26 protein-coding genes are annotated in these 25,900 nt (G+C 62.7%); 5 read left to right on the top strand and 21 right to left on the bottom strand.

The window, feature by feature from the left end; genetic code table 11:
- Position 1: 1 nt before the first annotated feature.
- The 8 genes from HQL44_06435 to HQL44_06400 all read right to left on the bottom strand — a co-directional run bounded on the left by HQL44_06435 (position 2) and on the right by HQL44_06400 (position 6,463).
- Positions 2–274 carry a DUF485 domain-containing protein gene (locus tag HQL44_06435; GenBank protein MBF0268211.1) on the bottom strand — a complete coding sequence of 91 codons (273 nt, stop codon included), beginning with the start codon at positions 272–274 and terminating at the stop codon, positions 2–4.
- A 142-nt stretch (positions 275–416) separates the two neighbouring features.
- Positions 417–836, bottom strand: coding sequence for a YjbQ family protein (locus HQL44_06430; protein ID MBF0268210.1), 420 nt, complete (start codon positions 834–836; stop codon positions 417–419).
- Positions 837–839: 3 nt separating this feature from the next.
- Positions 840–1,601 (bottom strand): SDR family NAD(P)-dependent oxidoreductase, encoded by a 762-nt coding sequence (locus HQL44_06425; protein ID MBF0268209.1) that lies wholly within the window; start codon positions 1,599–1,601, stop codon positions 840–842.
- Positions 1,602–1,632: 31 nt separating this feature from the next.
- Positions 1,633–2,535, bottom strand: coding sequence for a DMT family transporter (locus HQL44_06420; protein MBF0268208.1), 903 nt, complete (start codon positions 2,533–2,535; stop codon positions 1,633–1,635).
- Positions 2,532–3,233 (bottom strand): ATPase, encoded by a 702-nt coding sequence (locus tag HQL44_06415; GenBank protein MBF0268207.1) that lies wholly within the window; start codon positions 3,231–3,233, stop codon positions 2,532–2,534. Before HQL44_06415 ends, HQL44_06420 begins: the two co-directional genes overlap by 4 nt.
- Positions 3,233–5,200: an AsmA family protein gene (locus tag HQL44_06410; protein MBF0268206.1), complete on the bottom strand. Its 1,968-nt coding sequence runs from the start codon at positions 5,198–5,200 to the stop codon at positions 3,233–3,235. Before HQL44_06410 ends, HQL44_06415 begins: the two co-directional genes overlap by 1 nt.
- A gap of 22 nt (positions 5,201–5,222) precedes the next feature.
- Positions 5,223–5,894: an HAD-IA family hydrolase gene (locus HQL44_06405; protein ID MBF0268205.1), complete on the bottom strand. Its 672-nt coding sequence runs from the start codon at positions 5,892–5,894 to the stop codon at positions 5,223–5,225.
- 101 nt (positions 5,895–5,995) lie between these two features.
- On the bottom strand, positions 5,996–6,463 hold the full coding sequence (locus tag HQL44_06400) for a DUF1178 family protein (protein ID MBF0268204.1): 468 nt from the start codon (positions 6,461–6,463) through the stop codon (positions 5,996–5,998).
- A gap of 44 nt (positions 6,464–6,507) precedes the next feature.
- Here HQL44_06400 and HQL44_06395 point away from each other — a divergent pair, with 44 nt between their 5' ends.
- Positions 6,508–7,065, top strand: a complete 558-nt coding sequence (locus HQL44_06395; GenBank protein MBF0268203.1) for a class I SAM-dependent methyltransferase — start codon at positions 6,508–6,510, stop codon at positions 7,063–7,065.
- Positions 7,066–7,133: 68 nt separating this feature from the next.
- Here HQL44_06395 and HQL44_06390 read toward each other — a convergent pair whose 3' ends face one another.
- The 4 genes from HQL44_06390 to gloB are packed head-to-tail and all read right to left on the bottom strand — an operon-like array spanning position 7,134 to position 11,061.
- On the bottom strand, positions 7,134–7,871 hold the full coding sequence (locus HQL44_06390) for an SDR family oxidoreductase (protein MBF0268202.1): 738 nt from the start codon (positions 7,869–7,871) through the stop codon (positions 7,134–7,136).
- A 9-nt stretch (positions 7,872–7,880) separates the two neighbouring features.
- Positions 7,881–8,744, bottom strand: coding sequence for a universal stress protein (locus HQL44_06385; GenBank protein MBF0268201.1), 864 nt, complete (start codon positions 8,742–8,744; stop codon positions 7,881–7,883).
- Positions 8,745–8,803: 59 nt separating this feature from the next.
- Positions 8,804–10,339 carry an AAA family ATPase gene (locus HQL44_06380; protein ID MBF0268200.1) on the bottom strand — a complete coding sequence of 512 codons (1,536 nt, stop codon included), beginning with the start codon at positions 10,337–10,339 and terminating at the stop codon, positions 8,804–8,806.
- Positions 10,336–11,061, bottom strand: coding sequence for a hydroxyacylglutathione hydrolase (gloB, locus tag HQL44_06375; protein MBF0268199.1), 726 nt, complete (start codon positions 11,059–11,061; stop codon positions 10,336–10,338). Before gloB ends, HQL44_06380 begins: the two co-directional genes overlap by 4 nt.
- 145 nt (positions 11,062–11,206) lie before the next feature.
- Between gloB and HQL44_06370 the strand changes: the two genes are divergently transcribed.
- Complete coding sequence (locus HQL44_06370) at positions 11,207–13,108, top strand: DUF4914 family protein (protein ID MBF0268198.1); 1,902 nt, start codon at positions 11,207–11,209, stop codon at positions 13,106–13,108.
- A gap of 79 nt (positions 13,109–13,187) precedes the next feature.
- Complete coding sequence (locus HQL44_06365; GenBank protein ID MBF0268197.1) at positions 13,188–15,029, top strand: phosphoenolpyruvate carboxykinase (GTP); 1,842 nt, start codon at positions 13,188–13,190, stop codon at positions 15,027–15,029.
- 281 nt (positions 15,030–15,310) lie between these two features.
- Here HQL44_06365 and HQL44_06360 read toward each other — a convergent pair whose 3' ends face one another.
- The 9 genes from HQL44_06360 to HQL44_06320 all read right to left on the bottom strand — a co-directional run bounded on the left by HQL44_06360 (position 15,311) and on the right by HQL44_06320 (position 23,724).
- A complete protein-coding gene (locus tag HQL44_06360) occupies positions 15,311–15,847 on the bottom strand; it encodes a F0F1 ATP synthase subunit B (protein MBF0268196.1) in 537 nt (178 codons plus the stop codon).
- Positions 15,847–16,335 (bottom strand): F0F1 ATP synthase subunit B', encoded by a 489-nt coding sequence (locus HQL44_06355; GenBank protein MBF0268195.1) that lies wholly within the window; start codon positions 16,333–16,335, stop codon positions 15,847–15,849. Before HQL44_06355 ends, HQL44_06360 begins: the two co-directional genes overlap by 1 nt.
- Before the next feature lie 67 nt (positions 16,336–16,402).
- Positions 16,403–16,630, bottom strand: a complete 228-nt coding sequence (atpE, locus tag HQL44_06350) for an ATP synthase F0 subunit C (GenBank protein MBF0268194.1) — start codon at positions 16,628–16,630, stop codon at positions 16,403–16,405.
- Between the two features lie 47 nt (positions 16,631–16,677).
- Positions 16,678–17,400 carry a F0F1 ATP synthase subunit A gene (locus tag HQL44_06345; GenBank protein MBF0268193.1) on the bottom strand — a complete coding sequence of 241 codons (723 nt, stop codon included), beginning with the start codon at positions 17,398–17,400 and terminating at the stop codon, positions 16,678–16,680.
- 46 nt (positions 17,401–17,446) lie between these two features.
- The gene (locus HQL44_06340) at positions 17,447–17,818 is read right to left on the bottom strand and encodes an AtpZ/AtpI family protein (GenBank protein MBF0268192.1); all 372 of its coding nucleotides are present in this window, start codon (positions 17,816–17,818) and stop codon (positions 17,447–17,449) included.
- Between the two features lie 156 nt (positions 17,819–17,974).
- Positions 17,975–21,430, bottom strand: a complete 3,456-nt coding sequence (gene smc, locus HQL44_06335; GenBank protein ID MBF0268191.1) for a chromosome segregation protein SMC — start codon at positions 21,428–21,430, stop codon at positions 17,975–17,977.
- A gap of 4 nt (positions 21,431–21,434) precedes the next feature.
- Complete coding sequence (locus tag HQL44_06330; GenBank protein ID MBF0268190.1) at positions 21,435–22,037, bottom strand: DsbA family protein; 603 nt, start codon at positions 22,035–22,037, stop codon at positions 21,435–21,437.
- Positions 22,038–22,142: 105 nt separating this feature from the next.
- Positions 22,143–22,805 carry an ABC transporter substrate-binding protein gene (locus HQL44_06325; GenBank protein MBF0268189.1) on the bottom strand — a complete coding sequence of 221 codons (663 nt, stop codon included), beginning with the start codon at positions 22,803–22,805 and terminating at the stop codon, positions 22,143–22,145.
- Between the two features lie 115 nt (positions 22,806–22,920).
- Positions 22,921–23,724, bottom strand: a complete 804-nt coding sequence (locus HQL44_06320; protein MBF0268188.1) for a VacJ family lipoprotein — start codon at positions 23,722–23,724, stop codon at positions 22,921–22,923.
- A gap of 308 nt (positions 23,725–24,032) precedes the next feature.
- Between HQL44_06320 and HQL44_06315 the strand changes: the two genes are divergently transcribed.
- Both HQL44_06315 and metF read left to right on the top strand, forming a co-directional pair.
- Positions 24,033–25,028 (top strand): metalloregulator ArsR/SmtB family transcription factor, encoded by a 996-nt coding sequence (locus tag HQL44_06315; protein MBF0268187.1) that lies wholly within the window; start codon positions 24,033–24,035, stop codon positions 25,026–25,028.
- A 71-nt stretch (positions 25,029–25,099) separates the two neighbouring features.
- Complete coding sequence (metF, locus tag HQL44_06310; protein ID MBF0268186.1) at positions 25,100–25,900, top strand: methylenetetrahydrofolate reductase [NAD(P)H]; 801 nt, start codon at positions 25,100–25,102, stop codon at positions 25,898–25,900.

The following is a 25,900-nucleotide window of genomic DNA, read 5'->3' as shown; positions in this document are numbered from 1 at the left end:
CTTACCCCTTGATCTTTGCGACGGCGCTGTCATAGGTGGTGTTGGCCCACCAGACGTAAATCGTCGTCAGCACCCAGGCGCCGACGATCACCGAAGCGCCCAGCAAAATGCCCAGCGACAAACCATCGGTCAGCAAGGTCGAAAGCAGCGGCTTGTCGAAAGCGACCAGCAAGATAAAACCGAAATAGATCGAAAGCATGGCGGCGCTAAGCAGTGTGGCTACGCGCCAACGCAACGCCGATATGGCGTGCATTTCCTTTTCTTTGTCGGACATAACGGACTCCCTTGGGTGTTGCGCCGACCCGGTTGTTGCGGTTGTTTGATCGGCATGAGCGGTGGTTCACCCTACCCAAAGGATTAATCAACGGTCCATTTCACAAGGCGAGGAAAGATATCAACGGCGCATCAACGAACGGTCAGGCGCCCATCAGATGCAAGACGATCTGGCGTCGATGCGGGTTTTTGCGGTGTTCGAACAAATACAAGCCCTGCCAGCTGCCCAGCGCCAGCCGCTTGTCCATGACGGGGATAGACAGCGACACATTCGTCAGCGCCGCCTTGATATGGGCGGGCATGTCGTCGGGTCCCTCAAGCGTGTGGCGCATCCAGCCCGCCCCTTCGGGTGCGGCGCGCGCGAACCATTCTTGCAGATCGCGGGCCACGTCGGGATCGGCGTTTTCCTGGATGGTCAGCGAGGCCGAGGTATGGCGGCAAAACAGCGTCAACAGGCCCGTTTGCAGGCCTGCCTTGGCGACAAAGGACGCCGCATCGGAGGTGAACTCGTAAAGCCCGGCCCCCTTGGTTTCAATGGTCAGAAGCGTTTGATGCTGGCGCATGCCCTATTTGGGTTCAAGGCGCACGCCGCCGTCAAGGCGCACCACCTCGCCGTTCAGCATCACATTGCCCGCCATCATCATGACCAGGGCCGCGAATTCCTCGGGCCTGCCCAGACGTTGCGGGAAAGGAGTCTTGCTGCCCAGGCTTTCCTGCACTTCGGGCGGCAGGCCGAACATCATCGGGGTGGCGAACAGGCCGGGGGCGATGCACAGCACGCGCACGCCGAATTTGGCCAACTCGCGGGCGGCGGGCAAGGTCAGCGCCGCCACGCCCGATTTCGACGAGGAATAGGCGCACTGGCCGATCTGTCCTTCGAAGGCGGCGATCGAGGAGGTGTTGACGATGAAGCCGCGTTCGCCGTCGGCCAGCGGCTCCAGCGTCGACATGTCCCAGGCGCACAGGCGCATGGCGTTGAAGGTGCCGACCAGATTGATCGCCACCGTGCGGGCGAAACCATCCAGCGAGGCCGGGCCGTCGCGATTGATCACGCGAGCGCCGGTGGCCACACCGGCGCAATTGACCAGGATGCGGGCCGGGCCGTGCGTCTCTCTGGCCGTTTTGATGGCGGCCTCGGTGGCCGGGCCGTCGGTGATGTCGCAGGCCAAGCCCAGCCCGCCGATCTCGCCAGCCACCTTAAGGGCGGCCTCGGCCTTCAGATCGATCACCGTGACCTTGGCCCCCGCCTTGGCCAGCGCCTTCGCCGTCGCCTCGCCCAAACCCGATGCGCCGCCTGTGACGATGGCGGCTTTTCCTTGAACATCCATGCTGCGCCTCCCTTTACGTAAACTGGAGTTCTTATAGCAGATCGCCGGGCAATGGACGAGAGGGGGCCGACTTTCTTTCCTGCAAGGTCAGGAACAAGGCAGCGGCGACGATGATGGCGATGCCCGCCCAGCTTTGCAGCGACGGCAATTCGCCGAAGAACAGAAGGCCCATGAGTCCGGCGAACAGCAGCTGGGTGAAGTCGATCGGCGTGATCGCCGAGGCTTCGCCAACCCGGTAGGCGCGGATCAGAAGATACTGGCCCAGCGTGCCGATGAAGCCCAGGGATGCCAGCAGACCCCATTGAGCGAAATCGGGGGTCACCCAGCTCATCGCGGCGAAGGGTGCGGCGCCCAGCGTCGAGAGCAGCGTGAACCAGACCAGCACGGCCAGCGGCTGCTCGCTCAAGGTCAGTTTCTTGATGACGATCATCACCAGCGCCACGCAGAAAGCCCCGGCCAAGCCGACGCCCAGAGACATGGGATCGGCGCCGTCTTGCGGATTCAGCATCGCCAGAACGCCCAGAAATCCGACCAGCGTCGCCAAGCCCCTGCCCAGGCGAAACCTCTCGCCCAGGAACAAGGCGGCCAGCAGGGGCATGAACAACGGCTTGGTGAAAAACAGCGAGGTGGCGGAGGCCAGCGGCAAATTGGCCACGCACCAGAAATTGGCCGACATGGCGGCCACGCCCAGAAGGGCGCGCAGCACATGCAGCCCCGGCCTGGAAACGACCAGCGCTTGTCTGGGATTGGCCAGAATGAAAGGCGACAGCGCCACTAGGCCAAAGAGACAGCGGAACAGCACGAGCTGCGAGGTTGGAATGTCGGAACCCAGCAGCTTGATCACGCCGTTCATGGCGGCGAAGGCCGCCGACGACCCCAACAGCCAAAGCGCTCCTCGCTGGTTGGGGGACAGGCGGGACAGATGGGCGATCATATCAGAGCCAGCAGACGCCCAGCCGCCAGAATGTCTTGCGCCAGCGCCCTTTGACGTTCCTGGGCCTCTTCGTCCTCGCCCCACAATTCCTGCTGATAGGTTTCGTCCAACTGGCTGGCCGCGATCACGCCTTGGGCGTCCAGATGCCCCTCGACCAAAGCCAAGGCCAACAGCAGCGAGCCGCTGGCCGAGGCCGCCACCGACAAAGCCGTAAAGCGCCAGTGATCGTAGCGTTCCAACTGCGCCGCGATGGCCTTCAGCGCCTGTTCGGGCTGTTCTATGGGCCTCAGCCCTTCCGTGATCCTAAGCGGAGCGTCCAGATGCAAGGCCACCCAATCTTGCACCGGTTGCCAAACTTCAGTCTGGCGCTTGACCAGATCGGCAGGGTGCGCAGCACGGTAGCAAAGCAGATCCGTTTCGCAATAGCGCATCAAACTCGCATGCATGGCGGCACGTTCGCTGCCCACGCGGTCGATGGCGGTGGCCGCCACCTGCATTTGCGGCATGGTTTCCGGCTCGATCTTCTCACCTTGCGCCGCCCATTCCTGGGCAATCGCCTCGGCCAAACCCAGCGTCGGCAGAATCAGCGGATGCCCCTTGGGGGTTTTGACCTGCCGCCCGTCCAGAAGAACGGCGAAGCCGCCGTCGGCTGAACCGGCGGCGGCTTCTTTGTAGAAACGCTTGCGAAGTGCCGTCATTAGCGCCCGAAGAGTCCCTTCAAGGCGCCGCCGACCGCACCGGCGGGACCGCTATCCTTGGCAGGCGCGGTTTGGGCGGCTGGCTTGGATCCCGCTGGCTCGCTCTTGGCGGGCGTGCCCTTACCCAGCGCCACTTGGCAGGGCGGCCCCGACGAGGCGGCGGTGGTCACGCCCGTCTTGTCGAGCAACGCGCCGCCCAACACCGACAGGCCGCCGGTCGCCACGGCGGCGCCGGTTTTCAGGGCCGTCTTGGCGGCCTCGGCGGCATCGACGCCCACCGAAGGACTGCCCATGGTCCCGGAAAGGCGGATCATGCTGGCCAGATTGCCGACGCCGACCCCCAGCCCTTCCTTGACGGTGGGCTTGATGCCGAAGTCGAGGCCCTCGGTCTTCAAATTAGCCGTGCCGTCGCCCACGATGTCGAGCTTGTCGGTCTCGACGGCGATGCCCTTGGGCGCGTTGGCCATGCCGTCGGTGACCTTGAAACGCACCACGCCGCAGGAAATCGGCGTGTGGTCTTCCTTCTTGGCCATCGGATTGGCGGCATTAAAGACCTGGGTCAGGATGTCGCCGCCGCCCCAGTTGATCAGCGTATTGTTGACGCGGCCCTGGCCCATCACGATCTGGATGTCGCCGTTCAGCCCCGCCATCAAGGAACGCACCGATCCGCCATTGCCGCGCAGGTCGATATTGATGTCGGTGGGGCCGCCGGTGAACATGTCGGATTGGCCCATTTCCTTGGCGATGGTGCCCGCCACCACCTGCTTGCCGACGACATTCAGATTAAGCGCCGCCGAATTGCCGGAGCTGGCGTCCAGCACCATGTTGGTGGCGATATTGCCGCCACCCAGGTTCAGCGAGAAGGGCTTGGTTTCCAAGCGCCCGTTGTTCAGCAAGATCTTGGCGTTGATGCCGTCGAAAGCCAGCTTGTTGGGCAAAATCAGCTTGCCGATCTTGATTTCGGCGTCGGCGTCGGCCGCCTTCAGGCCGGACAAGGGCAACGGATCGGCGGGGAAAACGCGCCCATCGGCCGATTTCTTGGCCGGTTCCGACTTCTTGTCGGAAACCGGGGTGATCTCCGACAGATCGATCAGGTCAGAAGACAGACGCACCGTGGCCCGGGGACGGTCGGCCATCGCCATCTTGGCCGTTCCCGAAAGCGTGCTTTTGCCAAGCACCAGCTTCAGATTGTCCATGGCGTAGCTTTTGTCGCCCATGGTCAGCGTTCCCGCCAGTTGAATGGGAACGGGCAGCAGGAAACCCGCCTTGGCGTTCAGGTCCATCGGCCAAGCCTTGGCGGCCAGCAGATCGGCCACCGGCCCGGTGGTGCCCTTCAACTCGAAAGCCTTGTCGTCCAGCGAACCGGCCAACTCGATCGACAAGGGGCTGGTCAGCGACTTGGCGCGCAGAACCAATTGTTCGATTGCCACCTTCATCGCCTCGCCCTTGACGCCGTCGCGATTGACGAACATCGCTTTTTCGATGCGCACTTCTTCGACGGCGATGTTGGGCAATGCTGCCTTGCCGCCCTCGGGCGGGGTTGCGGGCGCCGCTTGATCCGACTTGGCGGCGACGTCGCCCATTTCCCAATTACCTTTGCCGCGCTTGTCGGTCTCGATCAGGATGTCGGGCTCGACGATCACCAGCCGGTTGACCTGAATGGCGCCCGACAGCAAGGGAAGCAGCGACACTTGCGCTTCGAAGCGCTTGATCTTCGCCATCTCGGGACGCGAACCGCCCGCCATGTTGGAGAAGGTGACGTTCTCGACCACCACGGCGGGCGAGAGCGACACTTTCAGCGACACGTTGCCGCCGATCACCAGATCGCGACCGGTCGCCTTCTTGACCTCTTCCGAGATCATCGGCTTGTACTTGTTGACGTCGATCGTCGACAGATAGCCCAGCAGGCCGCCAATGGCCAACACGACCACGCCAACCACGATCCCTATGATTTTTGCCAGTTTCATATCATCACCCCTTTTTTCAAATTCATAAATCGGCGACGGCGCCGGGTAGTTCGGCAAAGGCGCTGAGTATCAGCTCGGCCCCCGCCTGTTTCAATTCGCTGACGTCATGATAGCCCCAATCGACGCCGATTGCTCGCGTTCCCGCATTGGCCGCCATCTGCATGTCGAACCAGGTATCGCCCACCATGTAGGTCCGCAAGGACAGGACCCCGGTTTCTTGCATGGCGTTCAGCAACATGCCCGGATTTGGCTTGCCGGGCGCGTCGTCGGCCGTTTGCACGGTCACGAAGCGGTGCCCAAAGCCATGGCGTTCGAAAACAGCGTCCAGGCCCCGGCGCGACTTGCCGGTGGCGATGCCCAACAGGCAGCCGCAGGCTTCCAGCCGGTCCATCGCTTCCAGAACGCCGGGATAGAGCGGCTCGGCATAGTCGGCGCGCTTTCTGTTGGCGGCGAAGGCCTGTTTGTACAGTTCGGTTAGATGCAGATGGAAATCGCGCTCGGCCTCGGGGATCAGAGCGGCGATGGCCTCTTCCAAGGGCAAGCCGATATTGCGCCGCACTTGCCAGGGGGCGGGAACGTCAAGCCCCTCCGCCCGCCAGGCGTCCGCCACGGCGTTCACGATATTGTGCTGACTGTCGATCAGCGTGCCGTCGACATCGAAGACGACGAGACGCAAATCCTGGCTGCTGGCCATGCGGACCCTTGGTTGTTGGGCGATAATCTTAACCCCAGTCGGGCCGGTCTGCCAGTTTTCAGATATGACGAAATGTGATGGCAGAGACCCATAATCGCCGGTCAGGCGTTGCGGGTCGGCCAGGGCAGGGGAAGGATGTCGATGCCTTCCTCGAGCAAGGCCTTGGTCTCTTCTGGATCGGTCTGGCCGTAAATGCCCCGCGCCTCGGATTCCCCGTAGTGGATTCTCCGGGCTTCCTCGGCGAAGCGGCTGCCCACGTTTTCGCAGTGTTTTTCCACCACGTCCCGCAAAGCCGTCAGCAATTCGGGCGAGGCGGGCAGGGTTGCCTCCTGGGCGGGAACCGGCGGCGTGGGGATGGAGTCTTGCGGCGGCGCCAAAGGGGCCGCTTCCTCGTTGCGCGCCAGCCCTTTCGAGATGCGGGGCGCCATCGGGGCCTTGGAAATCTCGCTGCTTTCGCAGACCGGACAGGCGATCAGACGACGCTTGGCCTGGCGCTCATAGGCGGCGCCGTCCTTGAACCAGCCCTCGAACCGGTGGTCGGACGGGCATTTCAGCATGAACAGGATCATGATTTTCCTTTACCGCGCCCGGCGCTGATGGGCAATCTCCTTCCATGCGCTGCAAACATATTGTCACGCCCGGACCCGATGCCCCCTCAGCCTGGGTGGAACGCTTCGCGCCTTTGATTCCACCAGAGGGCGAGGTGCTGGACCTAGCGGCGGGCGCCGGGCGGCACAGCCGCCTGTTCTTGCGGCAAGGCAACAAGGTGACGGCTGTTGATCGCGACACCAGCCTGCTGACCCCGGCCCCGGGCTTCGAAATCGTCAAGGCCGATCTTGAGAATGGCGCGCCCTGGCCGCTCGAGGGCCGCAAATTCCAGGCCATCGTGGTCACCAATTACCTTTTTCGCCCGCTTTTTGCGCATCTGATCGACGCCTTGGCCGAAGACGGCGTTCTGATCTACGAAACCTTCGCCCATGGCAACGAAACCTATGCGCTGACCAGCCCGCGCAATCCAGCCCATCTGCTGCAACCCGACGAATTGCTGAACATCGTGCATGGCAAATTGTCGGTCATCGCCTTCGAACAGGGCGTCGTGACGCGCAGCAAAGGCCCCGCCGTCATCCAGCGCCTCTGCGCCGCCAAGACCTACGGGCCGCATCGGGTTTGAAATAGCTTTCAGCATTCAGCCATCAGCCTTTTTATCTGAAAGCTGACGGCTGACCGCTGAGGGCTTCCCTACAACAAATGCTGGCCGCCGGTCACGAAGACCTCGGTGCCCGTGACATAGGCGAAATCGTCCGAGCAAAGCCTGAAGGCCACGCCCGCCACGTCGTCGGTCGATCCCATGCGTTCCAGGGGAATGCGCGGAATGAAGGCCTCGTAGTCGGGCGAGATCATGCCGGTCTTGATTTCGCCCGGCGCCAGCGCATTGACGCGCACGCCAAGCTGGGCGAACTCGACCGCCATTTCGCGGGTCAATCCTGACAGCGCCGCTTTCGAGGTGGAATAGGCCGAGCCTGCGAAGGGATGCACGTAATGCCCGGCGATCGAGGTGATGTTGACGATCGCCCCCTTGCCGCGATTGAGCGCCGAAGCGAAGCCGCGAGCCAGTTTCAGTGGTGCGAAGAAATTAAGGTCGAACACGTCGCGCCAGCCCTGGATGGGGCCGTTCAAAATGCCCAAACGTTCCTTGTAGCTGGTCTTGGGCGAGACGCCCGCATTGTTGATCAAGGCGTGCAAGGGGCCGCCGTCCAGAATAGCGTTGGCGGCTTCGATGAAACGGGCGACGTCCTCGTCCTTGACCAGATCGGTCACGATATGGTGCGCCCAGTTGGGATTCATCTTGCAATGCGGGGGCACGTCCTGGCGCGAACAGGTGATGACGCGCCAATCTTCGAGCAAGAAGCGCGCCGCAATGGCGTGACCGATGCCTTGGCTGGCCCCGGTGACGATGACGGTTTTCTTAGTATCCATCCCGGCGCGTCAGTGGGCGAACAGCACGGGCACGGAGCAGTTGGCCACGACATGGCGCGTCACGCCGCCCATGATCAATTGGCGCAACCTGCTATGCGTATAGGCGCCCATAACCAGCATGTCGGCCTTGAACTGCTCCATTTCATGCAGCAGGCTTTCGCCGGTCTGCCCGCCATGGGCGGCGAACAGGCGAATCTCGCAAGCCACCCCGTGCCATGCCAGATATTCCTGAACCGAGCGGCCATAGGCGGCGCGCCCCTCTTCCTCGCCCACCAGCAGCGCCACCGAAACGCCGTCCCTTGTCAGGAAGGGCATGGCGGCGGCCAGCGCCCTGGCGGCTTCGGCGGAACCGTTCCAGGCGATGGCGATCCGCCTAGCGGCCTCGGACAGGGATTTGCCGGTCATCAGAACCGGACGGCCCGTTTCAAACAAGGCGGCATTCAAGGTGGTGGCGGCAGGCAGGTCGGTTTCGCCCTCGGGCCTGGTCAGTACGATCAGGTCGGCCAGGCGCCCCTTGCGGGCCACGATTTCCTCTTCCAGCCCGGCTTCCTCGTAAAAGGCGACCGACGCTTCAGACGGGGCGGGCGGCGTGGCGATCAGGGGGATTTTCGCCGCCGCCACGATCTCGTCGAACATGGCGCGTGCCAGCTTGGCTTTTTCGTTGGCCTCCTTTTCGGCCACCGACATCATTTCCTCAATCATGCCGCCCGACATGCCCTCGCCCAGCAAAGGCACGGCGTTGGAAGGGTCGGCCTTCACATGCAGGGCGGTGACATGGGCGGAAAAGGCGCGCCCGATGGCCAGCGCCGATTCCAGGGACGCTCGACTGTTCGCGTCTTCGATCACGGCGATCAGACTTTTGATGCTGCTCATCTCGTCCTCCCCAAGCGATCTTTCATCATGAACCGAAATGAACGAAAAAGAAAGCGCCGTCAGATTCTTAGCACCCGCCTAGCTAGGCGAAAGGACTCGTCCTTGCTCCCCGAAGTGTCGATTTTCGCCCAGTCCAGAGCGCTTAGGTCATAGCCGAATTGCATCTCAAGCACGGGTTCGGTGGCGTCCGAGGCGTTGCGCTTTCGCTCGGCCACGCGTTTTCGCAAAATCTCGGGCGGCGCGTCGGCCCAACCCGCCGTAAAGGGCACTTTCAGGCGCAAGGCCAAGTCTTGCGCCTGCTTGCGCTGTTCGGGCCTGGCGAAAACGGCGTCGCAGATCACCGAATGCCCGGCCTTCAGGGCCGCCTCGGCCTCTTGGAACAGCGTGTCGAAGGTGCGGATCGTCATCTCGGCGCCATAAGCCTCGGGGACCAGGCGTTCGAACATGGTCTTGCCCAGCAGGCGCTTGCGGATTACGTCCGAGCGCAGCACCAAAGCGCCGGGCGCAGCGCCCAGATAGCGGGCCAGATCGCGGGCCAGACGCGACTTGCCGCTGCCCGACAAGCCGCCGATGGCGCACAGGCGGGGCGGCGGCGGATCGAGATAATCGAGCGCCGCATCCAAATACATCGTGGCTTCCTTGAGGGCGCGCTCGGCTTCCGCCCCGCTCGCTTGCCGCGCCCTGGTCGCCAGCACATGGGCGCGGATGGCGGCCCGAAGCGACAAGAACAAGGGCAGCGCCTTCAACCCGCCCGCCTCGCCGCCCGCCCATTCGCCAGCAAAGGGCAGATAGTGGTTGAACAGAACCGACCCCAGCGAGCGATAGCCGCCGTGATCAAGGTCCATCAGCAGGAAGGCCAGATCGAACAAAGTATCGACGCAGGCGAAATCCTCGTTGAATTCGATGGCATCGAACAGCACCGGCTTGCCTTGGTGGCGAAACACGTTGCCCAGATGCAGATCGCCATGGACGCGGCGCACATAGCCTTGTTGGCGTCTGGCCTCCAGAATTTCGGCGCACTCGCTAAGGCGCTCCATCGAATGCTGGGTCAGGCGCAGCGTGCAGTCGCGCGGCAAATCGGTTTCGGCGAATGTGGAATCGTTGGTGCCGATCACATGGGCCAGACCGGCCACACCGCCATAGTCGGAACGATGCGGCGCCTTGACGTGAAAATCGGCCACCACTTCGGCCAGCTCCATCATGGCGTGGCGGTCAAGTTCGCCCATGGCCGACAGGCGATCCAGCCGCTCCTCCTGATCGAAGCGTTTCATCACCACCAGCCAGTCGGCGACCTCGCCCTCGCCGCCAAAACCGAGCGTTCCGTCGGCGCGCCTGACCAGCGGTTCGACCCCCAGATACAGATCGGGCGCCGTGCGCCGATTGACCGTCAACTCAGCGCGGCAAAATGTTTGGCGCGCTTCAAGCGTCGAGAAGTCGAGGAAAGGCAGCTTGACCGCCTTCTTCAGCTTGTAGGCCTTGTCGCCCGCCAGAAACACCGCCGAAATGTGCGTATCGATGCGCTCAATCTTCTCGCCCGCCGCCAATCCATAGCTGGCGGGATCGGCCAGAAAGGACAGCACCTCTTCCTGGCTCATTTGAAAACGTCCTTTTGGCGGCGCAGGTCGGCGAAGGCCGGGGCAGAGCCTGCGCGCAGGAACGGATTGGTCGCCAGATCCAGATCGAGGCGGAAGGGAACGGTGGACAGCCCCTTGTCGCGCATGGCCCGCGCCTCGTTCAGGCGCAAGAGAAGGGATTCGTTTTCCGGCTCGATGGTTTTGGCGAATCGTCCATTGGCCAGCGTATATTCGTGGGCGCAATAGACCAGCGTGTCGCCCGGCAACGCCTTAAGACGCGACAGCGAGGCCCACATGACCTCGGCCGGTTCCTCGAACAATCGCCCACATCCCATGGCGAACAGCGTGTCGCCCGGAAACAGAAGTTTATCCTCTTCGAACCAATAGGCCAGATGTCCCGACGTATGGCCGGGCACGAACAGCGCCTTGGCCCGATGTTCGCCCAGTTGCAACTCGTCTTGATCCTTAAGCCCCACATCGAGACCGGGCAGGCGGTGCGCATCGATAGCGGCGCCGAAAACCTTCAGCCCCAGCTTCGCCTTCAGTTCTTCCGTTCCGCCCGCATGATCGGCATGGTGATGGGTGGTCCAAATCTGCGTCAGCTTCCAACCATTCTGGCCAGCCGCCCGCAGCACCGGTTCGGCATCACCGGGATCGATCACCGCACCCTCGCCGCTGGCTTCGTCCAGCGCTACGTGGATGTAATTGTCGTTGAAGGCCAGCAGTTGATGGATGGCGAGCATCGAGTTGTCCTTTCTTGCAGGCTGGCATCGTATCACAAATCCCTCCCCGAAAAGAGAGCGCAGTCCCACCCGCCCCGGGTGTGCCGCGGCCAATTCCCTTGCGCTAACTGTGGTTCACCTGCAAAGGGGTGACGCCATGAATGAAATGTCGAAAGCCGAATGTCTGGTGCCCGACCTGCCCTGGCTGGAGCATCTGCCCGATCTTGCCCGCGCCTTGAAGAAATCGCCCAAGGTGATCTGGCCGACGTCACGCTCGCAATTGCTCGATATGGCGCTGGGCGGCACGGGCCAGGACCGATTCACCGTGGCCTATGACGTTCCCGGACAGGGAATGGTGACCGAAGCCGACATCGTGCGCTGCAAGAACGGCGTCGCCGCCAATTATCCAGAACCCTATATGCGCAGGCGCGATCCCGACACGATGGCGATTGGCGACGATCTGCCTACCGACAAGCCGCGCTTTGCCGAGCGCTTCGGCTATCCTTTCGCAAACCTGCGCGACGAGATGTTCGATTGGCTGGGAAGCCAGGAATTGATCTGCATTCCCTTCTCGGCAGGATCGGGGCGCATCGATCACGACGCCTTGTTCGTAGGCCCGGCCAACGCCGCCTTCTTCGCGGCGGCGCTGACCGACCTGCAAGGCATGGTCCGCGTCTGCGAGTTGCGCGACGGTTTCTCCCCCAAGGCCATCTTGTATCTGGCCCCGCCCTTTCGCCATACCCACTGCAAGGGCAAGCAAGTTGTGGTGCATAACCGCATGGACGCTTGCCACGAAGTGTTTGCGCTCAATCTTTACCCCGGTCCCAGCGCCAAGAAGGGCATTTACGGCGTGCTGCTCGATCTGGGCGAAAGCGAGGGCTGGGTGACGGCGCACGCTTCGGCGGTGCGGGTGGTGACACCCTATGATTGCCCGCTCACCATCATGCATGAGGGCGCTTCGGGCGGCGGCAAATCCGAGATGCTGGAATATCCCACCCGCGAAGAAGACGGGCGCTTGCCGCTGGGCACCAATGTAGTGACCGGCGAACAGCGCCGGGTTCCCTTGGGACAGAATTGCTCGTTGGAACCAGTCACCGACGATATGGCGCTATGCCACCCCGCCCATCAGGGCCTGCACAAGAAGCTGGTGGTCACCGACGCCGAGAATGCTTGGTTCGTGCGGGTCGACGGCATCGGCCGCTACGGCGCCAATCCCGAGATCGAGCGCATGTGCATGCACCCTGAGCAGCCGTTGGTGTTCTTGAATGTCGAGGGCGTGCCGGGAGCGACCTGCCTGCCCTGGGATCATATCGAGGATGCGCCCGGCAAGCGCTGCTCGAATCCGCGTGTGATCTTGCCGCGCAGCATCATTCACCGCATCGTCAACGAGCCGGTGGAAGTCGATGTGCGCAGTTTCGGCGTGCGCTGCCCGCCTTGCACCAAGGAAGCTCCCAGCTACGGCATCATCGGCCTGTTGCATTTGCTGCCGCCCGCCATCGCCTGGTTGTGGCGTCTGGTCGCCCCCAGAGGCCACGGCAATCCGTCGATCATCGCCGCCGCCGACGGGCTGGTCAGCGAGGGCGTCGGCTCGTTCTGGCCCTTCGCCACCGGGCGCAAGGTGGATTACGCCAATCTGCTGCTTGATCAAATTCGCGATTGCGAGGCCACCCGCCATGTTCTGATTCCCAACCAGCATATCGGGGCCTGGAAAGTGGGCTTCAACGGCCAGATGATCGCCCGCGAATATCTGGCCCGCCGAGGCGGCGCAAAATTCAGGGCCGATCAAATCGTGCCCGCCCGTTCGCCCCTGCTGGGCTATGCGCTGAATTCCATGCTGGTCGAGGGCTACCAGATCCCCACCTGGTTCTTGCGCACCGAAAACCAACTTGAAATGGGCATCGAGGCCTATGACGCCGGGGCCGCCATGCTGGAAGCCTTCTTCAAGCAAGAGATCGTCGGCTATTTAAGCGAATCCACGCTTGATCCCCTGGGTGCCAAGATCATCAAAGCCTGTCTGGATGGCGCACAGGTCAAGGATTACGACTCCTACCTGGGTGGGGTTCTTTAGAACTTTTTTTCTTGTTCACCCTACCCGACCTACCCATGTTAGAACGGATGCAAGCCGTTCAACATGGGAGACGAGGATCATGGGAGAAGCGGGCCTTCTGGGCGGAACCACGATGAATGCCAGGCTGCTGGCCTGGATCGACGAGGCCGCCAGACTGTGCCGCCCCGACAAGATCCATATCTGTGACGGCAGTCAGGGCGAATATGACCAGCTTTGCGCCCAGATGATCGAACAGGGCGCCATGATCCGCCTGAACGACGCCAAGCGCCCCAACAGCTATCTGGTCCGTTCCGACCCCAAGGATGTCGCCAGGGTCGAAGACCGCACCTTCATCTGTTCGCACAACCGTGGCGATGCGGGTCCCACCAACAATTGGATGGACCCCAAGGAGATGAAGGCCCTGATGACGGGTCTTTACGATGGCTGCATGCGAGGGCGCACCATGTATGTGGTGCCCTTCTCGATGGGGCCGCTGGGGTCCGACATCGCCCATATTGGCGTCGAGATCACCGATTCACCCTATGTCTGCGTGAACATGCGCATCATGACCCGCATGGGCCAAGCGGTGCTGAACGTGCTGGGCAAGGACGGCGATTTCGTGCCCTGCCTGCATTCGGTGGGCATGCCGCTGTCGGCGGGCCAAGCCGACGTGCCTTGGCCTTGCAATCCTGACAGCATCTACATCTCGCATTTCCCTGAAGAACGCGCCATCTGGTCTTACGGTTCGGGCTATGGCGGCAACGCTTTGCTGGGCAAAAAATGTTTCGCGCTGCGCATCGCCAGTTCGATGGGCCGCGACCAGGGTTGGCTGGCCGAACATATGCTGATCGTGGGCGTCGAATCGCCCCAGGGCGAGAAAACCTATGTCGCCGCCGCCTTTCCCTCGGCTTGCGGCAAGACCAATTTCGCCATGCTGGTGCCGCCTAAAGGATTCGAAGGCTGGAAGATTCACACCATCGGCGACGACATCGCCTGGATCAAGCCCGGTGCCGACGGACGCTTCTACGCCATCAATCCCGAGGCCGGATTTTTCGGCGTGGCGCCGGGCACCGGTGCCGCCACCAATCCCAACGCCATGGCGTCCTGCTCGGCCAACAGCATCTTCACCAATGTGGCGCTGACAGATGACGGCGACGTGTGGTGGGAGGGCATGACCGACCAGCCGCCCGCCCATCTGACCGATTGGCTGGGACAGGACTGGACCCCCGACTGCGGGCGTCTGGCCGCCCACCCCAATGCCCGCTTCACTGCCCCCTTGCAGCAATGTCCCTCGACCGATCCCGGCTGGGATGATCCCCAGGGCGTGCCGATCTCGGCCTTCATCGTTGGCGGACGCCTCAGCAAGAACGCGCCTTTGGTGCTGCAGGCCTTCAACTGGACGCATGGCGTCTATCTGGGGGCGACCATGGGATCGGAAGCCACCGCCGCCGCCGTCGGCCAGGCCGCCATCCGGCGCGACCCTTTCGCCATGCTGCCCTTCTGCGGCTACAACATGGCCGATTACTTCAATCACTGGCTGGATATGGGCCGCAAGGTGAATTACCCGCCGCCGATTTTCCGCGTCAACTGGTTTCGGAAGGACGAGCGGGGCAAGTTCATGTGGCCGGGCTTCGGCGAGAATATGCGCGTGCTGAAATGGATCGTCGAGCGCGTGCATGGCCGTGCCAAGGCGGTGGAAAGCCCCCTTGGCTTCGTGCCCCAATATGACGATCTGGAATGGTCGGGCCTCGATTATCCAAAGGACAAGTTCCAAGAATTGATGCGGGTCGATCAAGGGGCGGGTGTGGCCGACGCGCAAAGCCAGGAAGAATTGTTCGACCGCTTCTTCGACAGGGCGCCCAAGGAAATGCTGTATGAACGCATGCTGTTGAAGTCGCGCTTGTGGCGAGCGCCCGCCGTGTGGGAGCTGGATGGCAAATAGCGGCGCCAAATCCGGCCCTCTTAGCGGCTGCCTTGGCCTGGCCGCGGTGCCCTTGGCGGGCAGTCTGCTGTTTTTGTTGTGGCTGATCGGACTGGCGATTTTCGGATGAACGAACCAAATTGCAACTGCCCGTTCGAGAGCAAGAAGCCGCCGGGGAAATGGCGCATCCTGGCCACCTTCGCCCTGCTGGCGCTGTTCTTCGCCGTGCTGATCTGGCTGGGCAGGCTATAAAAAAGGCCGGGCATTCACCCGGCCTTTTCGCAATTCAATGCCGCCTAAATCTAGTTCAGCTTGACGCCCACTTCCTTGATGGCGGCGTCGATCAGCGACGAAGCGGCCTGGGCGGGCAATTGTTCGCGGATCACCTTCTCGGCGGCTTGCGTGGCGATATCGACCACGATATCGCGCACTTCCTTCACCGCCTTGGCTTCGGCCTGGGCGATGCGCTCCATAGCTTGCTGCTCGCGCCGCTTGAGCGTTTCTTCCAGATCCTTGGCCGCCTGCTTTGACAAGCGTTCGGCTTCGGCCTGCGCATGGGCGACGATTTCCTCGGCTTCCTTCAGCGCCTGGGCTTGGCGGCGCTGATAGCGGGCCAGCATTTCCTGGGCGTCTTCGCGCAGCTTCTGCGCGTCGTCGAGCCGGGCCTTGATCTTTTCGGCCCGAAGATCGAGCGCCGAAGCTAAGGCGCGCGACACCGGCTTTAGAGCCAAGCCGATCATCACGAAGAAGGCCAGCATCACGAAGAATTCGGGCGCCTGCCAGAAAGGAGCGGCGGCGGCGTGCCCGGCGTCGGCGGCAAAGGCTTGGGAAATGAACATCAGCGGCTCCCCATCACGCTATCGACCGCGGTCGAGGCCTTGGCCCCATCCACCGCGCCAGCGGTCAGGCGCGAAGCCAGATCGCCCGCCACTTCGGCGGCCAATCCGCGCACGCCCTGAATGGCCGCTTCCTTGGCTGCCGCCACGCGAGCTTCGCCCGCCTTGATTTCAGCCGCCAGCTTTTCACTTAACGAACGCGAACGCGTCTCGGCTTCGGCCTGCATGGCCGCCGTCTTTTCGCGCAAGGTTTCCTGGGCTTTCGATCTGGCCTCGGCCAGCGCCTTCTCATAGACGGCGATGGCGGTTTCGGCCTCGGCCTTCAATTCGGTCGCCCGCTCGAGATTGTCGTCGATGCGGCGCTGGCGTTCATCAAGCACCGAGCCAAGGCGCGGCACGATCACGTAGCTGACCATCAGGTACAGCGCCACGAAGCAGACAGCCAGCCAGAAAAGCTGGGTGGGAAACATGGCGATATTCAGCTGAGGCATGGCACGTCCTCTAATCCGCCCGGAGCCGCCAGCATGTGGCGGTCCGGGCCGGAAGATACGGAGCTAATTAAAAAGCGTACAGGATCAGGAACGCGATCACGAGCGCGTACAGAGCCACCGCTTCCACCAGCGCGAAGCCGATGAAGGCCAAGCCCTGAACCTGCGGCTTGGCGGCCGGATTGCGGGCCACCGACGAGACCAGGGTCGCGAAGATCTGGCCGATACCGGCACCCACGCCACCCAGGCCAATCACGGCCAAACCGGCGCCAATCAATTTTGCGGCTGCAACTTCCATCGTCTAAGTTCCTTACAGTTAACGTTGGGCAGAAATGTTCTTAGCCTTCAGTGCAGATGCACGGCGTCGTGCAGATAAAGGCAGGTAAGCACGGTAAAGATGTAAGCCTGAATGATGGCGATGCCGAACTCGAAGCCGGTCAGCACCACGTCAATGGCGAAAGGCGCGATGCCGAACACGCCCAGCGGCAGGATGAAGCTGGCGAACACCTTCATCATCGTGTGGCCCGCCATCATGTTGGCGAACAGACGAACCGACAGGCTGACCGGGCGCGAGAGGTACGAGACGATCTCGATCGGGATCAAGAGCGGCAGCAACACCGGCGACACGCCCGAAGGCACGAACAGCGAGAAGAAATGCAGCCCATGGCGCATGATGCCGACCAGCGTCACGCCGATGAAGGCGGTGAAGGCCAGCGCGAAAGTGACGACGATGTGGCTGGTTACGGTGAAGGAATAGGGCAGCAGGCCCAGCAAATTGCAAAACAGGATGAAGCAGAACAGCGAGAGCACGGCGGGAAAATATTTGCGCCCTTCCTGCCCCACATTCTCGCGCACCATGCCGGCCACGAATTCATAGGTCAGCTCGGCCAGCGACTGCCAGCGGCCCGGCACCAGAGCGCGGCCCTTCGATCCGTAAATGAAGAACAAGGCGGCGGCGCCCACGGCGGCCACCATGAAGGCCGAGGAATTGGTGAAGGACAGATCGACGCCCCCGATATGGATGGGGATCAAGGGCGTCACTTCGAACTGATGCAGCGGACTGGCCACAGTTTGCGATCCTTATCTTCTCGTCCTCAACCGCGCCAACCGACGGCTAGCGCTTCGCATTGTCCTTCTTGTCGTCGCCCCCTGTTTGATCCCGGTAACCGGCCGTAAAGCCCTGCCCCGAAACCACCCGCCAGACATTCATGATTCCGGCGGCGGAACCTACGAAGAAAAACACCAACATCAACCAGGGCTTGGTATCGAAGAGGTAATCAAGCCCGAAGCCGATCCCCACTCCGACCATCAGCGCCGAAACCAATTCGACGCCGATGCGCATCGCAACCCCCAGTCCCGCCGTCATCGACGATGGGTCCGGGCCGTTCTTGTCCGAAGAAGCGCCTTGCTGTCCGCCCTCGGCATGCAACTTTCGCAGCCGGGCCTCGATTTCCTTTGGGGTCGGGGAAGAAGCGTCGTCGCCCATGGCCGCCACCCTCAAGAAACGCAAGCCGCTTTTCGGGCCGCGAAGCCGCCCCGAAAGCGGGTCGCACAATAGCGTCCTACCCCTTTGGGTGTCAAGCGCCAAAACCCCTTTTCGCTGCGCCGCACTATTTGCCAAAAAGCCCACGTAGAAAGGCTTCTACAACACCGCGTCGCGCAGTCTTTCGGCAGTGCGAAGATCGACCGAGACCAGTCGCGAGATGCCCCTTTCGGACATGGTGACGCCGAACAGGCGGTCCATGCGGGCCATGGTCATGCGGTGATGGGTGACCACCATGAAGCGCGTCTTCGAGCTTTCGGTGATCTGCGACAAAAGCGAACAAAAGCGGTCCACGTTGGCGTCGTCCAAGGGGGCGTCCACTTCGTCCAGCACGCAGATGGGGGCGGGATTGGTGAGGAACACGGCGAACAACAGGGCCAGAGCGGTCAGGGCCTGCTCGCCGCCCGAAAGCAGGCTGAGCACCTGCATCTTCTTGCCGGGCGGGCTGGCCATGATTTCCAGGCCCGAATCCAACGGGTCTTCGGCCTCGGTCAGGGTCAGATGGGCGCGCCCGCCGCCGAACAGGCGCACGAACAGCTCGCGGAAATGCTGGTCCACCGCCTTGAACGAGGCCAGCAGGCGCTCGCGCCCTTCACGGTTAAGTTCCGAAATACCCTGGCGCAGCCTTGCGATGGCGTTGATCAGGTCTTCGCGCTCGGTCTTCAGCGAATTGATTTGCAGCCCCAGCTCTTCCGATTCGGTTTCGGCGCGCAGATTGACCGGCCCCATGCCGTCGCGCTCGCGCACCAGTCGCTCCAGCTTGCGATCCAGTTCGTCGGGTTCGGGCAGTTTTTCGTCGGGCGCGATGTCGGCCACTTCGGCAATCTGCTCGGGACGGCATTCCAGACGCTCGGCGATCCGCTCGGCCACCGTGCGGCAGGTCTGCTTGCCTTGCTCGATGGCGGCTTCCTTGCGCACGCGCTCTTCTCGCACGCGGGCCAATTCCGACTCGGCGGTCTTCAGGGCCTTGTCGGCTTCGCGCAAGGCCGTCTCGGCCACGGTCAGCGCATCGGCCGCCTCGCGCCGGACGGTTTCCGCCGTTTGCTTTTCGGTCAGCAAACGCTCGCGCTTTTCGGCAATCTCGCCGGGCAGCGCGGCCAGCCTAGCTTCCTCACCAGCCGCTTCGGCCTGACGAACGTCGAGGGCCTGACGGTGGCCCAAAGCCTCGGCCTCGCGGCTTTTCCAAGATTCGATGTCCAGATTGACGCTTTCCAGACGGCGCTGACGCTCGCCCGCTTCGCGCATCAAACGGTCATGCGCCGCCCTGGCTTCCAGCAAGGCGGACCGCTCGGCCCCCAAACGGTCGCGCAGACTGGCCGCTTCCTGGCGTCCGGTCGAGGGATCGGGCAATTCCGCCACCTGCTTGGTCGCCTCGTCCAGTTGGCTTTCGGCTTCGGCCACATCGCCCTCGATCTGGCTTGCCTGCGCCTTCAGGCCAGCCAGCTTGCTGGCCCTGGCCTGGGCGCGTTCCATCAACTGGGCCTGCGCCCTGGTCGCGTTTTGTTGTTCGGCTTCGGCGTGGCGCACCCGCTCGCGAGCCAGCCGGGCCGCGTCCTGGGCGGCCTGCGCCGCGTCCTGAGCACTTTTGTCCTCGCTTTGCGCGCTGGCCAGCGCGGCCTGGGCGGACTGCATCAGCCCATCCACCTCGGCCAAACGATTGCGCGTTTGCAGCCTTGTGGCGGCGGCGCTGGGCGCACCCGCCGCGATCACGAAACCGTCCCAGCGCCAAAGCGCCCCCTCGGCACTGACCAAGCGTTGACCGGGCTTGAGCGAAGCCGCCAGATGCGCGCCGTTTTCGGTCAGGCCGGTCTGGCTTAGGCGCCTAGCCAATTCGGGCGGAGCTTTGACCAGTTCGGACAAAGGCCGGACGCCGACAGGCAAGGGCTGCGGTTCGGCGTAAGGATCAAGGCGGCTCCAGCGATGGGGCGAGCTGTCATCGGCGGGCGCTTCCAAATCCTCGCCCAGCGCGGCGCCCAGGGCAGCTTCATAGCCCGGCGCCACGGAAACGGCGTCAAGGATGGGCGTGCCTTCGCGCTTGCCCGCCGACAGCAAAGCCTTCAAGCCCTCGGCCTCGGCCTTCAGGCGGCTCATCTGGGCTTCTTCGTCCTGCAGGCGGGTTCTGGCCTGACTGCGCGCTTGGCTGGTTTGTTCCAGCAGCTTCTCGCTGCCTTCCAACTGGCCACGCGCCTCGTCGAGCGCGCCTGCCGCCGCAGCAATGCGCGCTTCGGCGGCGATCACTTCCGAATCTTGCGCCGCCTCAGCTTCCGAGGCGGCAATCTGGCGGCCCAATTCCTCGGCCCTGGCCTTCAGACGGGCCAAACGTTCCGAGATTTCGCTCTTGCGGCGTTCCAGGGCGGCGCGTCTGGCTTCCTGGGCGGCGACCCGTTCGGTCAGTTGCGACAATTCCGACTCGGTGGCGTTCACGACCTGGGCCGCCTGGGACAATTGCTCCTTGGCCTTGGCCTGGGCCTGTTCCTCGCCCTCGCCTGCCTGAATCAGGTTTTGCCGCTCGCCCGACAAGCGCTCCAGCGCGCTGGCGGCGTCTTGCGTTCTGGCCTCTTCGCGCGCCCGGTCTTCGGCAATCTGCAACAGTCGCCTTGAAATTTCCGCCCTGGCTTCGGCAACGCGCTTTTCCTCGGCGTCCAATTGTTCGCCCGCCACCAGCAGGCGCTGGAAACGCGCCGAAGCCTCGGCCTCGGTCTGACGAAGCTGGGGCAGAGAGGCGGCGGCTTCGGCCTGACGGGTGGCGGCCTGGGCGGCCTCGCCGGTGCGCGCGCCCACCTCGACCTCGATGTCGCGCATGCCCGCCTCGGCGGCGTCGAGCGAGTCGATCGCCTGCTGCCAGCGCAGATGCAAGAGCCTGGCTTCCACCGAGCGGATTTGGTCGTTGATGGTGCGGTAGCGCGACGCTTGCTTGGCCTGTTTGGACAGGCTTTGCATCTGCGCTTCCAAAGTGACCAGCACGTCGTCCAGGCGCGACAGATTGGCTTCGGCGGCCTTTAAGCGGATTTCCGCTTCGTGCCTGCGCGTATGCAGGCCCGAAATGCCCGCCGCCTCTTCCAGAAGCGAGCGGCGGTCGGCGGGCTTGGCGTTGATGATGGCGCCGATGCGCCCCTGGCTGACCATGGCCGTCGAGCGGGCGCCTGTGGCGGCGTCGGCGAACAAAAGCGCCACGTCGCGGGCGCGCACTTCGCGCCCATTGACCTTGTAATGCGACCCCTGGCCACGCTCGATGCGGCGCAGGACTTCCAGCCGGTCATGCTCATTGAACATGGCGGGCGCCACGCGGGCGCGATTGTCGAGCGTGATCAGCACTTCCGCGATGTTGCGCGCCGGTCGCGACTGGGTGCCGCCGAAAATCACGTCGTCCATGTCGGCGCCGCGCATCTGCTTGGCCGATGTCTCGCCCATCGCCCAGCGCAACGCCTCGACCAAATTCGATTTGCCGCATCCGTTGGGGCCGACCACGCCGGTCAGTCCCGGCTCGATCACAAGCTCGGACGGATCGACAAAGGACTTGAAGCCCGTGAGCCGGATGCTCTCGAACTGGATCATCCGATCACTGCCCCTTAAGCACTTTGTCGAATTGCTCGAATGTCATGCTGCCACTATAGAGCTTGCCGTTGACGACGAAGCTGGGGGTCGATCTGATGCCGTATTTCTTCTGAGCATCAAGCTGGCTTTGCAAAATGTCGTTTTCCAGCTTCTTGTCTAGAACGCAAGATTCGATCCTCTCCTTGCTCATCCCGGCCAGCCGCGCCGAAGCGCCCAGCGACTGGATCGGATCCTTGCTGATTGCCCAGCTCTGCTGACCCTTCATCAGAAGGGAGACGAAGCGTGCGTAGGTTTCAGCGCCCTTGTCGGCCGCCAGACAACGGCCCAGCTGCGCCGCGAGCAGCGCCACTTGATCAAGCGGGAAATCCCTGAAAACGAAGCGCGCCTTGCCGGTATCGATCCAGGCCTTGCGCAGCTCGGGCAGGGTTTCGATTTCGAAAGTGGCGCAATGCGAACAGGTCATCGAAAAATATTCGATGATGGTGATCTTGGCGTCGGGCTTGCCCAACGCAATCTCATCCATGGGATTGGCGGCCCTGGCGGGCGCCCCCAGAAAACCGAAAAGCGCCAGCAGCGCCGCGAATGCAAGCTGATATCGACGGATCACGCGCAAAATCCCTCTATCCGATGGGGGACGGAGTGTAGAGCGCCACTCCCCTGGCGTCCAGGGGGGCGGGTTGTGGATAACGGGGAAAAACCCGGCTTTTTTAAGCTATTTTGCCGTTCCGGCCTTCAGGGGCGGCACTTCGAACTTGCCGGAACGGATGCCGTCGACCCTTTCCTTGAGCGCCGCGGTCAGACCGGGCAGGCCTTGCCGCTGCAAAAGAGAGCGGTAATCGGACTGCATGGTGATCCGCATGCTCACCCCTTCGACGACGATATCGACGCCCTTGTAGCTGCCGCCTTCGGGGCGCACCCGCCAAGTCACATTCACCGGCGGCTTGCCAGCCGGATCGACCAGTCGGCTGTCCACCGAGACTTCGCCCGACTCATCTGGCGGCATGGCGCTGCCGATCGTCAGGGTCTGGCCGCCATAATCCTTGAAGCGCTTGGTCCAGGTGTAAACCTGATAGTCGAGAAAAACCTGCTCGAACTCCTTGCGGGCGGCCTCGGTGGCGGCGGCGCCCACGCGCCCGGTCACGAAACGGGAGATCCAGGGAATGTCGAAACTGTCTTGCATCAGGGCGCGCACGCGGTTGGCGCGCTCTTCCTCGCTGACTTGCGCCTTGCCGATCTGATTGACCGCGCGGTCGGACAGTTGGGCGACGAATGTTTTCGCGCCATTGGCCAGTTCCGAAGAGCTGGCGGGCAAGCCCACAAAGCAGGAAGCCGCCAGGGCGAAAGCCAACGAGGCGTTAAGCAGAAGCTTGTTCATGATGCGTCAATTCCACCCGAGTTGCATGACCGGTTCATTTACAGGGCACGGCGCGCCCGCAAAAGCGCGGACGTCCGTCTGCCCTCACCACTCTCCCCCGAGATGGATCGAGGCCTCAGTTGCCAGCTTGGCCAGACTTGCTTTCATAGGCAAGACCGGGAGCAGGCATCATCGGACCCTTCTTGCCGTTGAGGATGTCATCGGCCCGCTTCTGGCGATAAAGGCTGCGCAGAGAAGCGTAGTAATCAAGCGACGTGCGCTGAATCTCGTTCAGAGGATCGATGTATTTCTCGCGCTTGTCGACCGCCTCTACCGTGCCCTTGCCGACCGAAGCGACCAGCGGCATCGACGGCATCACCCAGCTGATTGGGTCTAAGAAGCGATCAACGACGAAGCCCGTGGCGTCGCGCGGATTCGAGGGTCCCAGGATCGGCAGGACCATATAAGGCCCTTCGCCGACGCCCCAAACGGCCAACGTCTGGCCGAAGTCTTCGCTGTGATGCTCCATGCCGCCGCCGCCGGCGACATCGCCCATGCCCAGGAAGCCGAAAGTGCTGTTCACGCAGAAGCGGCCGACTGCCGAAGCGGCGCGCAGGAATTCGCCCTGCAGCAGGTCGTTCACCGCCGTCACCGGCTCGCCCAGATTGGTCAGCACGTTGCGAATATTGGTGCGGAAGTTGCCCGGCACATATTCGCGATATCCCTCGGCCATCGGCTTCAAAGCGTTGTCGTCAACGCCCTTGTTGAAACCATGAATGTTGCGGTTGGTCGGCTCGGCGGGATCGTTGATCTGCTTCCACTCGGCCTGAGCTTCCTTGTCGCCAGCCTCAGGGGCGGCGGCGCAACCGGCCAGAAGAGCCAGCGCGAAGAGTGAAACGGCGGAGCTGGAGGCGAATGTCTTCGTTTTATTGCTCTTCATAGGTCCCCTGCTTTCGATCGACACATTGGAGGCCATCCGCGCGGCAGCGCTTGAAGCCAGACTATAACACGACTTTCCCTCAACGGCGTTAAAACTCCGTTGCTCGTTCAGACAGGGATCAGACACCCACGTCCCGCATTCTTAGCGTTTCGATTAGCATAACCCGCAACGGCTTTCCAGAACCACCTAGGGGGTCTGAAGCCTCTCTGCATCACTGTTGCCATCGTGCCACAGCCAGAAGCCCTTGATTACGAGTCGTTGAGTGATTCGACTTGCCCATTACATAAAGACATGTTTATATGTACATAATGACTGACCACAAATTAGGCCGTTCTGCCGGACCAGCCAGCCTTGCAGACTTGCTAGCCGCCTTGAAGGCGGCGGCGGACCCGACTCGACTGCGCCTGTTGTCGCTGTGCGAAGGCGAGGCCTTGTCGGTCGGCGAACTGGTCGAGATCTTGGGGCAAAGCCAGCCAAGGGTGTCGCGCCACCTGAAATTGCTGGCCGAATCGGGCTTGCTGGTGCGCAATCGCGACGGCGCTTCCGTCTTCTACCGCTTGACCCCCTCCAGCCCCCTGGCCGAGCGCTTGGCGGCCCTTTTGCCCCAGCAGGATCCAGAATTGGCAAGTGACCGGGGGCGCCTTAAGGACTTGCGCCAACGCCGCGCGCAAAAGGCCAGCGCCTATTTTGCGGCCAATGCCAGACGCTGGGACGCGCTGCGCTCGCTGCATGTCGATGACGCGGTGATCGAACGCACCCTGTTGGACGCGCTGTTGGGGCACCAGCCAAAGCGTCTGGCCGATATCGGCACCGGCACGGGACGCATGCTGGAACTGTTCGCGCCGCATGTCGTTCAGGCGGCAGGCATCGACGGCTCGCGCGAGATGTTGGACGTCGCGCGCCTGAAACTCGAGGCGCGAGGCATCCGGAACGTCGATCTCAGACATGCCGATCTGACTCACCTGCCCCTTAAAAGCACCAGTTTCGATCTGGCGCTGATTCATCAGGTTCTGCATTTCGCCCCCCATCCCGAGCAGCTGCTGGCTGAAGCGGCGCGCATCCTAGCGCCCGGCGGAAGGCTGGCCGTCATCGACCTTGCCCCGCACGATCTGGAGGTCTTGCGCCTTGAGCATCAGCACCGCCGCCTGGGATTCGCCGCCGCCGAGTTGGAAGAGGCCTTGCGCGAAGCCGGTCTGATCCCTTACGACACCCGGACCTTGCCTGGACGCCCGCTTGCCGTCACCATCTGGCTGGCGGCCAAACCGCAGCCCGCCGAAGCAACCGACAAAGGACCCAATTCGTGACCGTTTCCGAACGCATCTTGCCGCTTTCAGTTTCCGTTTCGTTCGAGTTCTTCCCGCCCAAGACCGAGAAGATGCAAGAACAGTTGTGGGAGAGCGTGGCGCGTCTGGCCCCCTTGCAGCCGGGTTTCGTGTCGGTCACCTATGGCGCCGGCGGCTCGACGCGGGAACGCACCCACGACACGGTTCTGCGCTTGAAGCGCGAGAAGGGCCTGGCCCCGGCGGCGCATTTGACTTGCGTTGCCGCAAGCCAAGCCGAAGTGGACGACGTGGCGCGCCTTTACTGGCAGGAGGGCGTTCGCCACATCGTGGCGCTTCGGGGCGATCCGCCCGACGGCGGCAAGTACCAACCCCACCCGGACGGCTACGCCTATGCCGTCGATCTGGTGAAGGGTTTGAAGCGCATCGCCGATTTCGAAATCAGTGTTGCCGCCTATCCGGAAACCCATCCCGAGGCGGCTAGCGCCGAGGCCGATCTCGACAATCTGAAGCGCAAGATCGATGCCGGGGCGACCCGCGCCATCACCCAGTATTTCTTCGAGACATCGACTTATCTGAGATTCCTGGAACGCGCCCGCAAGGCGGGCATCCAAGTGCCCATCGTACCCGGCATTCTGCCGGTGACCAATTTCGCCCAGGTGCAGAAATTCTCGGCGGCCTGCGGCACCAACGTGCCCGCCTGGATGGCCGATCTGTTCAAGGGACTGGACGACGACCCCGACACCAGAAGGCTGGTCGCCGCCACCGTCACCGCCGAACTATGCCGCGCCCTGGCTGGCGAAGGCGTCGAACATTTCCATTTCTACACACTGAACCGCGCCGACTTGGTTTTCGCCATCTGCCATATCCTGGGCGTTCGCCCGAAGGAGCAATGA

It is taken from the genome of Alphaproteobacteria bacterium (assembly GCA_015231795.1).
Lineage (GTDB): Bacteria > Pseudomonadota > Alphaproteobacteria > Rhodospirillales > WMHbin7 > WMHbin7.
The sequence above is the reverse complement of the archived record's forward strand: the minus strand, read 5'-3'. Positions and strand labels throughout refer to the sequence as shown.